Annotated in this window: 11 protein-coding genes; 7 read left to right on the forward strand and 4 right to left on the reverse strand. The window is 70.2% G+C overall.

The window, feature by feature from the left end; genetic code table 11:
- Nucleotides 1–140: 140 nt before the first annotated feature.
- From LPA41_RS34285 to LPA41_RS34305, 5 genes are all read left to right on the forward strand, one after another.
- Nucleotides 141–1,745 (forward strand): ABC-F family ATP-binding cassette domain-containing protein, encoded by a 1,605-nt coding sequence (locus LPA41_RS34285; RefSeq protein ID WP_229075335.1) that lies wholly within the window; start codon nucleotides 141–143, stop codon nucleotides 1,743–1,745.
- Nucleotides 1,746–2,295: 550 nt separating this feature from the next.
- Nucleotides 2,296–2,523, forward strand: coding sequence for a helix-turn-helix domain-containing protein (locus tag LPA41_RS34290; RefSeq protein WP_014441759.1), 228 nt, complete (start codon nucleotides 2,296–2,298; stop codon nucleotides 2,521–2,523).
- Nucleotides 2,520–3,320 carry an enoyl-CoA hydratase/isomerase family protein gene (locus tag LPA41_RS34295; RefSeq protein ID WP_229075338.1) on the forward strand — a complete coding sequence of 267 codons (801 nt, stop codon included), beginning with the start codon at nucleotides 2,520–2,522 and terminating at the stop codon, nucleotides 3,318–3,320. Before LPA41_RS34290 ends, LPA41_RS34295 begins: the two co-directional genes overlap by 4 nt.
- Nucleotides 3,321–3,409: 89 nt before the next feature.
- Nucleotides 3,410–5,329, forward strand: a complete 1,920-nt coding sequence (locus LPA41_RS34300; RefSeq protein WP_229075339.1) for an ABC transporter ATP-binding protein — start codon at nucleotides 3,410–3,412, stop codon at nucleotides 5,327–5,329.
- Between the two features lie 156 nt (nucleotides 5,330–5,485).
- Nucleotides 5,486–5,719: a hypothetical protein gene (locus tag LPA41_RS34305; protein WP_229075341.1), complete on the forward strand. Its 234-nt coding sequence runs from the start codon at nucleotides 5,486–5,488 to the stop codon at nucleotides 5,717–5,719.
- A 608-nt stretch (nucleotides 5,720–6,327) separates the two neighbouring features.
- Here LPA41_RS34305 and mug read toward each other — a convergent pair.
- The 3 genes from mug to LPA41_RS34325 all read right to left on the reverse strand — a co-directional run bounded on the left by mug (nucleotide 6,328) and on the right by LPA41_RS34325 (nucleotide 8,573).
- Nucleotides 6,328–6,792: a G/U mismatch-specific DNA glycosylase gene (gene mug / locus LPA41_RS34315; protein ID WP_374238240.1), complete on the reverse strand. Its 465-nt coding sequence runs from the start codon at nucleotides 6,790–6,792 to the stop codon at nucleotides 6,328–6,330.
- 215 nt (nucleotides 6,793–7,007) lie between these two features.
- On the reverse strand, nucleotides 7,008–7,769 hold the full coding sequence (locus tag LPA41_RS34320) for an SDR family oxidoreductase (RefSeq protein ID WP_229075343.1): 762 nt from the start codon (nucleotides 7,767–7,769) through the stop codon (nucleotides 7,008–7,010).
- Between the two features lie 225 nt (nucleotides 7,770–7,994).
- Nucleotides 7,995–8,573: a TetR/AcrR family transcriptional regulator gene (locus tag LPA41_RS34325; protein ID WP_229075345.1), complete on the reverse strand. Its 579-nt coding sequence runs from the start codon at nucleotides 8,571–8,573 to the stop codon at nucleotides 7,995–7,997.
- A gap of 163 nt (nucleotides 8,574–8,736) precedes the next feature.
- Here LPA41_RS34325 and LPA41_RS34330 point away from each other — a divergent pair, with 163 nt between their 5' ends.
- Complete coding sequence (locus LPA41_RS34330; protein ID WP_229075346.1) at nucleotides 8,737–9,384, forward strand: HAD family hydrolase; 648 nt, start codon at nucleotides 8,737–8,739, stop codon at nucleotides 9,382–9,384.
- Nucleotides 9,385–9,556: 172 nt separating this feature from the next.
- Nucleotides 9,557–10,453, forward strand: coding sequence for a serine protein kinase RIO (locus LPA41_RS34335; protein WP_374238241.1), 897 nt, complete (start codon nucleotides 9,557–9,559; stop codon nucleotides 10,451–10,453).
- Nucleotides 10,454–10,595: 142 nt separating this feature from the next.
- Here LPA41_RS34335 and LPA41_RS34340 read toward each other — a convergent pair whose 3' ends face one another.
- Nucleotides 10,596–10,841: a DUF2630 family protein gene (locus LPA41_RS34340; RefSeq protein WP_229075348.1), complete on the reverse strand. Its 246-nt coding sequence runs from the start codon at nucleotides 10,839–10,841 to the stop codon at nucleotides 10,596–10,598.
- Nucleotides 10,842–11,245: the final 404 nt, after the last annotated feature.

The following is an 11,245-nucleotide window of genomic DNA, read 5'->3' on the forward strand; positions in this document are numbered from 1 at the left end:
CCGAACGTGGCAGCCCGGTACTATGGCGGCGTGCTGCTCTGCGAAGGCTGACCTGCCCCGCGCCGACCGCCCCGGACCGAACGGGCGGCCGGCGCTTTCTTGCGCCCTGAGTCAGCCCGATCACCGAGAGCGAGAAATTCATGATCACCGCCACCGGACTCGAACTCCGCGCAGGCGCCCGCATCCTGATCTCCCCGACCACGTTGCGGGTGCAGCCCGGCGACCGGATCGGCCTGGTCGGCCGCAACGGCGCCGGCAAGACCACCACGCTGAAGGTGCTGGCCGGCGAGGGCATCCCGTACGCGGGACAGGTCGAGCGGACCAGTGAGATCGGTTACCTGCCGCAGGACCCGCGCACCGGCGACCTCAACGTCACCGGCCGCGACCGCGTGCTGTCCGCCCGCGGGCTGGACAGCATCCTCGCCGAGATGCAGAAGCTCGAGGTGGAGCTGGAGGAGAGCGCCGACGACAAACTGGTCCGGCGCTACGGCCAGCTCGAGGACCAGTTCTCCGCCCTCGGCGGCTACGGCGCCGAGGCCGAGGCCGCCCGGATCTGCGCGAACCTGGGCCTGCCCGACCGCGCCCTGGCGCAGACCATCGGCACCCTCTCCGGCGGTCAGCGCCGCCGGATCGAGCTGGCCCGCATCCTGTTCGCCAACTCCGGGCAGAACGGCAAGGGCATCCTGCTGCTGGACGAGCCGACCAACCACCTCGACCAGGACTCGATCGCCTGGCTGCGCGGTTACATGGCGCAGCACAAGGGCGGCCTCATCGTGATCAGCCACGATGTCGAGCTGCTCGAGGCCGCGGTCAACAAGGTGTGGTACCTCGACGCGAACCGCTCGGTCGTCGACATGTACAACATGGGCTGGAAGACCTACCTGGAGGCGCGCGAGACCGACGAGCGCCGCCGCCGCCGGGAGCGCGCCAACGCGGAGAAGAAGGCCGGCGCCCTGATGGCCCAGGCCGACAAGATGCGGGCCAAGGCGACCAAGACGGTGGCCGCGCAGAACATGGCCAAGCGCGCCGAGAAACTGCTCGGCGGCCTGGAGGAGACGCGCACCTCGGACAAGGTGGCGAAGGTCCGGTTCCCGAACCCCGCCCCCTGCGGCAAGACGCCGCTGACCGCCTCCGGCCTGTCGAAGTCGTACGGGTCCCTGGAGATCTTCACCGACGTGGACGTGGCCGTCGACCGCGGTTCCCGGGTCGCCATCCTCGGCCTCAACGGCGCCGGCAAGACGACCCTGCTCCGGATGCTGGGTGGGCTGCTCGAGCCGGACACCGGCGAGGTGCGTCCCGGTCACGGGCTGCGGCTCGGCTACTACGCCCAGGAGCACGAGACCCTGGACGTGGACCGCACCATCCTCGAGCACATGCGCAGCGCCGCCGCCGAGCAGACCGACACCGAGCTGCGGAAGATCCTCGGCGCCTTCCTTTTCTCCGGCGACGACGTGGACAAGCCGGCAGGCGTGCTCTCCGGCGGCGAGAAGACCCGGCTGGCGCTGGCCACGCTGGTCTGCTCCGGTGCCAACGTGCTGCTGCTCGACGAGCCGACGAACAACCTGGACCCGGTCAGCCGCGAGCAGGTGCTGGACGCGATCGCCAACTACCCGGGTGCCATCGTCCTGGTCACGCACGACGCGGGTGCGGTGCAGGCGCTCAAGCCGGACCGGGCGATCCTGCTGCCGGACGGCGACGAGGACGCGTGGAGCGATGACCTGCTGGAGCTGGTCGAGCTCGCCTGAGCCGTTCGGCGTCATCTGGTGGCCTCGCCGGCGTGCGTGTCTGGTGGCCTCGCGGGCGTGCGTGCCTGCGTGGCCTCGCGGGCGTGCGTGCCTGCGAGGGTGAGCGCTCACGTTCTGCGAAATCACGAGGATCAACCGCATCGTCAGTTGTCAACTGGTGCCCACACAGACAGTGCGATGTTCGGGCGTTTGTGAACAGGTCGGGCGGCCCTGCCGTCCGGCCCAGCCCATTGGATCATCACCCTTCGGAGCGATCACAGCACTCTCCGGAGCGGTCATGGCTTCCACCTGCGGGTCGTCTCGATCGAGTGTTTCTGCAGGTGATCGATGGTCTTGGCAAGCGCGCCGGCCGATCAACCCCGGACCGGAATTGCCGCGCAGGGTGCTGACCGCAAACTGTCTGACATTGATGTGTGTGGTAACCGTCAAGTTCCTGACAGTAATAAATGGGCACGTTCGCGAGCGCTGGATGCCTGGCGCATGATCGTTGGAGACGGTGTAATAGGTGGGACCGTATCTGACCGCACTGTCTGCGACGTGAGGATTCAAGATGGCAGCCACTGGCACAGCTACCAGTACTGAGAAGGGTCGTCGAATCGTCGGTAGCGAGCGGCAGTCGCTCGCCAAGGACCTGGTGAAGCGATACACCTCGGGCGAGAGCATCCGGGCGCTGGCCGCATCCACCGGAAGGTCCTACGGATTCGTGCACCGCGTGCTCACCGAATCGGGTGTGCAGTTGCGCCAGCGTGGCGGTGCCCGCCGCCGCAAGAAGGCGTGACGACCGGCAACGCCGGGCCGCTATCCACGGTATCCGCCGACGAGCTAGGCATTCGCTACGAACAGGACGGGCCGGTCGCGACGGTGACGTTGTGCCGGCCCGACGTTCTCAATGCCCAGACTCCGGCGATGTGGACGGAGCTCGGCAACATTTCCCGGAAATTACCGGGCGACGTACGCGTCGTCATTGTGCGCGCCGAGGGCCGCGCGTTTTCGGCGGGCCTGGATCTGTCGGTCGCGCGTGGCGACGGCGATTCTTCACTGACCCGGCTGGCACAGTTGTCGGCTGCCGAGTGCGCCGATCAGATTGCCGGCTTCCAGACCGCGTTCACCTGGTTGCGCAGCCCGTCCATTGTGTCAATCGCGGCGGTCCAGGGTCACGCGATCGGCGCCGGGTTCCAGCTCGCACTCAACTGCGACATGCGGGTGCTCACCGACGACGCGCGGTTCTCGATGGCCGAGGTCACGCTCGGGCTGGTGCCTGACCTGGGCGGCACGAAACGGCTCGTCGAACTCGTCGGCCCGTCGCGGGCGCTGGAGATCTGCGTGACCGGCCGCCGGCTCTCGGCGAACGAGGCCGACCGGATCGGCCTGGCCACCGCGGTGGTGCCCCGGGGCGAGTTGGACGAGGCGGTGTCCGACCTCGCCGCCGCGGTTCTGGCCGGTCCCGCCGGTGCGGTCGCCGAGATCAAGGCCCTGCTCGCGGGTGCGCCCCTCCGGTCGTACGCGGAACAGGACCGGGCCGAGCGCGAAGCACAGACCCGGCGCCTCAGCGACCTGATGGGAACCGGGGAGTAAACGGTTCGCCTCCCGGGTTGTCGTACCCACGCGGCATGCTCTTCAGCAGACGCGTCGAACGGCACCCCGGGAGGTGACGAATGAGCTCCATGCCGAGCTGGACCGTGCTGCGCTCGATCCAGAACGCCGACCAGGTGAACCAGCATCAGGTCAAGCGCGGCACCGCCCGCCGGATCATGCGGTTCGCAACCCCGTACCGGCACGACATCACGGTGTTCCTGCTGACCGTGGTGGTCGCCGCCGGCATCGGGGTGGCCACGCCGCTGCTCGCCGGTCAGGTGATCAACGCGATCACCGGCGGCGGACCCGAGGCGGCCGGCACCGTGATCCGGCTCGCCCTGCTCATTGCCGGGCTGGCCGTCGCCGACGCGCTGCTCTCCCTGGCCCAGAGGTGGTACTCGGCACGCATCGGCGAGGGCGTCATCCTCACCCTGCGGACCCGGGTCTTCGACCACGTACAGCGCATGCCGTTGCAGTTCTTCACCCGGACCCAGACCGGTGCGCTGGTCAGCCGGCTCAACAACGACGTGGTCGGCGCGCAGCGGGCGTTCACGTCGACCCTCTCCGGCGTGCTCAGCAACGTCATCCAGCTGGTGCTGACCGCGGCGGTGATGTTCACGCTGTCCTGGCCGATCACGGTGCTGTCGCTGGTGCTGCTGCCGGTCTTCATCATCCCGGCGCGACGGGTCGGCAAGCGGCTCGCGGAGATCACCCGTGAGTCGTACAACTTGGACGCCAAGATGAACGCGACCATGACCGAGCGTTTCAACGTCTCCGGCGCGCTGCTGGTCAAGCTCTTCGGCCGCCCCGATGCGGAGGCCGCCCGGTTCGGCGAGCGCGCCGAGCGGGTCCGGGACATCGGCGTGCAGCAGGCGATGTTCTCGCGGACCTTCTTCGTGGCGATGCTGCTCGTCGCGTCGCTGGCGCAGGCGCTGACCTACGGCCTGGGCGGCTGGCTCGCGGTCCGCGGCGAGGTCTCGGCCGGCACCGTCGTCACGCTGGCGCTGCTGCTGACTCGCCTCTACGGCCCGCTCACCGCCCTCAGCAACGTCCGGGTCGACGTGATGAGCGCGCTGGTCTCCTTCGACCGGGTCTTCGAGGTGCTCGACCTGGCCCCCGGCATCGCCGAGAAACCGGACGCCACACCCATCCCACCCGGTGCCGGCCGGATCGAGTTCCGCGACGTCTCGTTCCGCTACCCCAGCGCCGACCAGGTCTCGCTCGCCACCCTGGAGGACGTCACCGCCCTCGACCGCCGGGAGAACCCGCCCGTCCTGCAAGGCGTCGACTTCACCGTCGAACCGGGCCGGATGGTCGCGCTCGTCGGTCCCTCCGGCGCCGGCAAGTCCACCACGTCGATGCTGCTGTCCCGGGTCTACGACGTCACCGGCGGCGCGGTCCTGATCGGCGGCGTCGACGTGCGCGACGCGACCTTGGACTCGCTGCGCGACACCATCGGCGTCGTCACCCAGGATTCGCACCTCTTCCACGAGACCATCGCGGAGAACCTGCGGTACGCGGCACCCGGCGCCACCGAGGAACAGATGTGGGCGGCGCTGGCGGGTGCGCAGGTCGACGACCTGATCAGGGCGCTGCCGGACGGCCTGGACACGGTCGTGGGCGAGCGCGGCTACCGATTCTCCGGCGGCGAGAAACAACGCATCGCCATCGCCCGGATCCTGCTGAAACAGCCGTCCGTCGTGGTGCTCGACGAAGCCACCGCCCACCTGGACAGCGAATCCGAGGCCGCCGTGCAGCGAGCCCTCTCCACCGCCCTGCGCGGCCGGACCGCTGTCGTCATCGCCCACCGCCTCTCCACCGTCCGCGACGCCGACGAGATCCTGGTCCTCGACCACGGCCGCATCGTCGAGCGAGGCCGGCACACCGACCTGATGTCAGCCGGCGGGCTGTACTCCGAGCTCTACCGCACCCAGTTCGCGGTGACCTCGCCCGCGTTCCCCGAGGAGGACGTCGAAATGGTCGTCGTGGAGCCCCGATGGAACCCCTGACCTCCGCCGTCCCGGCTCCGACGGAACTCCTGCTCACGACCGTCCCGGCTCCGACGGAACTCTTGCTCACGACCGTCCCGGAGCCGCGATGGAATCCCTGACCACTGCCCTCGTGGAGCCGATGGAGCGCCTGATCACCACCGTCCCGGAGCCGCGATGGAGCTCCTGATCACGGCGCTCGTCGTGGCGGTGGTGCTGTTCGGCCTCCGTCGGTTCGCCGGGTGGGCCCGGCGCAAGGGCATCGGCGGCGGCGTCATGGGCCCGATCGACGAGGCCTGGCACCCGTCGGCCGACCGTTTCCGGCGCGAAACAGCCGTCCACGAGCAGCGGGTGCTGCCACCCCGCCCAGCCGACGACCAGACCTTCAGGGACCGTCGCACCAGCGGTTGAGGCCGACTGGGGGCAGCCCTTCGACGCCGCTGATACCGCGGTGGACCGTCGCTGGACAGGGCCTTCTTCACCGTGTTCCGCGACATCCTCGACCGCCGGGCGATGGCCTGGATCGCCATCCCCTCCAACCGCCGGACCTCTGCCCGATCCTCCACGCTCAGCGCCTCCCTCCCGACGCTTCAGGAGGTGGTTCCCATTCAGCCGGAGCTACGTGGTCACGGTTTCAGGCGGAGCCAACATCGTGAGCGGCAGCTGGTGGGTGGCTGTCACTGGTGGTTGGTGGGGAGTGTTCTCGGGCAGCCGTGGGTGACAGCTGGTGGGTGGCTGTCACTGGTGGTTGGTGGGGAGTGTTCTCGGGCAGCCGTGGGTGACAGCTGGTGGGTGGCTGTCACTGGTGGTTGGTGGGGAGTGTTCTCGGGCAGCCGTGGGTGACAGCTGGCCGGATCTGGGTGGCGCTATCGGTCGAGGAGACTGCTCTGGGGCGGCCGGAAGCACAAGCTGGCGGGCAGCGCGCAGATGCGGCTTCCTGATGGGCGACAAGCGGTGAAAGGCCGGCGCTGGGCCGGGCCGGGCGCGGTGGTGGCGCGGGGCGGTGGGGCGGCGGGGGGTCAGGTGGCGGCGTTGCGGAGGTGGGTGAACTCGGCTATCAGGTCGGGGAGTTGGAAGTGCGCGTTCAGGCCGCTCGGGTTCGGCAGGACCCAGACCGGTGCGCCGCCCACCTCGTCCGGCTGCGGGCCGATCCGGGCTTTCGGTCTGCTGAACGCTGTGCGGTACGCGGTCACCCCGAGGACGGCCAGGTAGTGGGGGCGGGCGGCGCGTACCAGGTCGGCCAAGAGCTGGCCGCCTTCGACCAGCTCGGCCGGTGAGAGTTCGTCGGCGCGGGCCGTGGCGCGGGCTACGACGTTGGTGATGCCCAGGCCCAGCGCCGGCAACAGGTGCTGTTCGGAAGGGTGCAGGAGCCGGTCGGTGAAGCCGGCGCCGTGCAGGGTGGGCCAGAAACGGTTGCCCGGCCGGGCGAAGTGGTGGCCGGTGGCGGCGGAGTAGAGGCTCGGGTTGATACCGGAGAAGAGCACCCGCAGGTCCGGCCCGACGAGATCCGGAATCGTCCGGCCGCCGGCTGCCGCTACCTCCGCCGGCGTGGGCTTACGAAAGCCCGGCCCGCCGGGCGAGGGCGAGCCGCCGGGCGTGAGGGAGCCGGGCGAGGGCGAGCCGCCGGGCGTGAGGGAGCCGGCCGAGGGCGAGCCGCCGGGCGTGGGGGAGCCGCCTGACCGGGGCTTGGGGGAGGGGGTCACAGGGCGCGCATGGAGCCGCCGTCGACCGGGACGACCGCGCCTGTCACGTAGCTTGCTGCCGGGCTGAGCAGGAAGGCGGCTACCTGGCCGTACTCGGCGGGCTCGCCGATGCGGCGCAGCGGGATCGCCGCCGCGGCCTCGGCGGTTGCGGTGGCCGGGTCGTCGGTGGCGGCGAAGAGTTCGCGGCTGCGGTCGGTCATGAAGCGGCCCGGCAGGATGCTGAGGACGCGGACGCCGCGGGGGCCGAACTCGTCGGCCATGTCCTTCGCGACCATCGCCAGGCCCGGCCGCAGGCCGTTGGAGATGCCGAGCCCGGCCAGCGGTGCGCGCACCGACGTGGACAGGACGAACGCGATGGCGCCGCCCTCGGGCAGGGCTGCCGCGACGGTGCGGGCCGCGCGGACCGAGCCCAGGAAGACGGTGTCGAACGCGGCACGCCACTGGTCGTCGGTCATGCTCGCCGCAGTGCCCGGTGCCGGCCCGCCCACCGAGATCAGTGCGCCGTCGAGGCGGCCGAACCGGTCCTGCGCCAGGTCCACCAGTTCGCGCGGTGTGGCCGGGTCGCTCAGGTCGGCGGCGAGGCCGGCCGCGTACTCCGGGCCGCCGAGAGCGGCCACCGCCTCCGCCACCCGTTCCTCGTCCCGCGCGGAGATCACCACCCGGGCGCCGTCGGCGACGAGTGCCTGCGCGGTGGCGAAGCCGAGCCCCCGTGACGCGCCGGTGAGGATGTACACACGATCAGCCAGCCCGAGATCCATGCGTAGATCCTGCCACCTCACGATGATCAATCGATGGGGTGCCCGCTCGCCGCCCGGATCTCCGCGACCACCGCCGCCGGGCGGGGCTGCTGGGTCGCCGCTACTGGGTCGCCGCTGCCGGGTCCCGTGGCGTGGAGCACGAGGGGCCGGCGGCGCAGCCCGTACCCGAAAGGTGGGAAAGAAAGCCGGCAGCGGACCGCCTGGAATGACCCTTTCGAGGGGTTTTCAGTGGCGCCGGACGGCTTCCTCGACAACGTCGAGCACGCGGGTCAGCTCGCCCGGTGGCCGGCCGGTCGCCAGGTGCAGGACGAGGCCGTCGTAGGCCAGTTCGAGGAACTGCGTGAGCACCTCGACCGGCACGTCCTGGCGGAGCACGCCCGCCTCGCGCTGGCGTTGCAGGCGCTCGCGGGTGGCGTCGGCGATCGCCGCGGATCGTTCCGTCCAGCGTTTCGCGAACGCCGGGTCGGTCCGCAGCCGGTGCGCGACCTCGAGCTGCGTGCCGAGCCAGCCGGCGGTGTCGCCCTCGCTGTTGCCGGCACGTGCCAGCAGGTCACGCATCACTTGGACGAGGCCGTTGCGGGCCACCGTCTCGACCATCGTGGCTACGTCGTCCTCGGCAACAGCGAGGAACAGCGATTCCTTGTCACGAAAATGGTGGAAAATCGCCCCGCGGGACATGCCCGTCGCCTCTTCCAGACGGCGGACCGTGGCCCCCTCGTAACCGAACCGGGCGAAACAGCCGCGGGCCGCATTGAGGATCTCGTGGCGGCGCGCGTCCAGCTGGTCCTGACTAACCCGGGGCACGCGCTGATCGTGTCATGTGCCGCCGTGGTCTTGCAATCCGTACGTACGGCTTCCTAAGGAGGGTTATCCCACGATCGGATGACGCGAATTTCGTCATCCTGCCAGGGCCCTACCGGCGCTCCTGGACTGTTCGCTTCCGCGGCGTCTCACGTAAAGTGCCCGCGTGCCTCTTGTCTTGCTCGCTCTGGACGACACCCTGCTTGATCGCGGCGGTGCTTTCCGTCTGTGGGCGAAAGGCTTTCTGGACCAGATAGCCGCGCCGCAGGAGGACCTCGACTGGCTCGTCTCGGTCGACGCCGACGGGCTGACCTCGCGATGGGACCTGGCCGACCTGATCCTCGGCCGCTACCGGCTGGGAGTCCCCTCCATCGACCTCGTCGAAGAGCTCAACGAGGGCCCGCTCGCCTTCGAACGCCTCGACCCCATGGTGGGCTGCGCGCTGGACATCGCCCGGGACGCGGGACTGGTCCCGGTCGTGGTCACCAACGGCCCGGCGGAGCAGCAGGAGACCCGGATCCGCCGCACCGGGCTGGACCGCTATGTCGCCGACTGGGTGATCTCGGAGCAGTGCGGGGTCAGCAAACCGAACCCGCGGATCTTCGCGCTCGCCGCCCAGCGGGTGCGGATGCGCCTCGCCGGGGCCTGGGTCGTGGGTGACAGCCCGGAGGCCGACATCGGTGGCGCGGCCGCGATGGGCCTGCCGAGCGTGTGGCTGCACCGCGGGCGGGAGTGGGTGGACAGCCGGTTCGCCCCGACGAAGGTGGTCGGCAATGTGATCCAGGGCATCTCGGCCATCATGGCGACCCGCTGATAAATCGGTTGCGGGGCCCGGCCGGGTTCTGGTTTTCTTCGTGCGTGCCGGTCATCCGGCGCGCTGCCAGAGAAGTTTCCGCGAGAGAGAAGGGGGTGGACACCGTGGCTGTCTTTGTCATGTCTGTCGTCCCGTCATCCCCGTTCATTTCTTTCTCCGAGGAGACCCTCCAGTGCGCGAGCACACCATGCGGCGTGGGCGCCGCAAGTTCGATGACGACGAACCAGATTTCCTGAAACGCGGCCGGCTCGAACCGGCACTGCACGAGGACCCCGACCTGCCGCCCGACGGCGACCGGTGGTCCACCTGGGACGGCGCCCTGCACGGCCCGGAACCACGCCCCGACTGGGTGCGCACCGAACACGGCGCCGTCGACACCGAGCTCGGCGTCCTCAAGACCGGCAAGGAAGCCGACGTCCACCTGGTCCGGCGGTCCGTCCCGGGCGGTCCGTCGAGCATGCTGGCCGCCAAACGGTACCGGGACGGCGAGCATCGGCTGTTCCACCGTGACGCCGGCTACCTCGAGGGCCGCCGGGTGCGGCGGTCCCGCGAGATGCGGGCGATGACGAACCGCACCGCGTTCGGCAAGGAGATGATCGCCGGTCAGTGGGCGGCCGCCGAGTTCGACGCGCTCGGCCGGCTCTGGCAGATCGGGCAGGAGAGTGGCCTGGTCTGCGTCCCGTACCCGGTGCAGCTGATCGGCACCGAGGTCATGCTGGAGTTCGTCGGCGACTGGGAGACGGGGGAGGCCGCGCCCCGGCTCGCGCAGGTCCGCGCCGACCCGGACGTGCTGGCCGACCTGTGGCGGCAGACGACCGACGCGCTGTCGGTGCTGGCCCGGGCCCAGGTGGCACACGGCGACCTGTCGCCGTACAACACCCTGGTCCACCGGGGCCGCCTCGTGCTGATCGACCTGCCCCAGATCGTGGACGTGATCGCCAACCCGCGCGGCGGCGAGTTCATCGCCCGGGACGTCACCAACGTGGCCGGCTGGTTCCGGTCCCGCGGCCTCGACGTCGACGCGGAAGGGCTGATCGACCAGCTCTTCTACGAGGCGGGCCTGCGGTGATGCGAAGCGGGCCTGCGGTGACACGAGGCGAGCTTGCGGTGACACGAGACCGGCCTGCGGTGACACGAGGCGGGTCCCGGCTGACCAGGCCGGTGCCCGGCCCGCGGCCGCCGCGTCTGCGGCGGCCGCGACCGGGGCCGCGTCACTGCAGGTAGTTCTCCACCTCGCTGACGGCGTGCGCCTGCTCGGTGTCCGGGTCGTTCCCGGCCGAGCGGGCCGCGCGCCGGCGGCGCAGCAGGTCCCAGCACTGGTCCAGCGCTTCTTCGAGGTCCTTGAGCCGGGCGTGCTCCTCGGTCGAGGAGATCTTGCCCTGGCTCAGCTGCTGGCGGAGCTCGTGCTCCTCCTCGACCAAGCCGTGAATCCGGCTCAGCACAGTCTTGTCATCCATTCCCGAAGCCTATTCACCTCGCGCGCTTTTCGGTGCCACCCGGCCCCGTGTTCCCCGCCATGATCGCGGAGGCGCGGGCACGGGAGGGTCTCGGCGGGCGTCCGTCCGGGAATGGCCGGCTGTGGTGCGGCAGGGAATGGCCGGCTGTGTTGCGGCCGGGAATGGCCGGCTGTGTTGCGCCCGCGAATGGCCGGCTGTGTTGCGGCCGCGCGGCGTGTTGATCTGCTAGCGGTGCGAAATCGCGGTTTCGGCGCCTTGATCACAGCGATTTCGTAGCGCTAGTACGGCAGCCGCCATTCGTGATCATGGCCGGAGTTCGAGGTTGAGACGGCGGGCGTAGTGGGCTTGTCTGGCTCGTGCTTGATGGCGGCGTCGCCAGTTCGACCAGCGCAAAGAGTAGGCGA

Origin of the sequence: Actinoplanes sp. DH11 (assembly GCF_020873875.1) — a bacterium.
Lineage (GTDB): Bacteria > Actinomycetota > Actinomycetes > Mycobacteriales > Micromonosporaceae > Actinoplanes.

What these genes read in the sequence shown, in the direction of transcription:
- LPA41_RS34285 (WP_229075335.1), top strand. Translation starts at nt 141, where the DNA reads ATGATCACCGCCACCGGACTCGAACTCCGCGCAGGCGCCCGCATCCTG.
- LPA41_RS34290 (WP_014441759.1), top strand. Translation starts at nt 2,296, where the DNA reads ATGGCAGCCACTGGCACAGCTACCAGTACTGAGAAGGGTCGTCGAATC.
- LPA41_RS34300 (WP_229075339.1), top strand. Translation starts at nt 3,410, where the DNA reads ATGCCGAGCTGGACCGTGCTGCGCTCGATCCAGAACGCCGACCAGGTG.
- LPA41_RS34305 (WP_229075341.1), top strand. Translation starts at nt 5,486, where the DNA reads ATGGAGCTCCTGATCACGGCGCTCGTCGTGGCGGTGGTGCTGTTCGGC.
- LPA41_RS34320 (WP_229075343.1), bottom strand. Translation starts at nt 7,769, where the DNA reads ATGGATCTCGGGCTGGCTGATCGTGTGTACATCCTCACCGGCGCGTCA.
- LPA41_RS34340 (WP_229075348.1), bottom strand. Translation starts at nt 10,841, where the DNA reads ATGGATGACAAGACTGTGCTGAGCCGGATTCACGGCTTGGTCGAGGAG.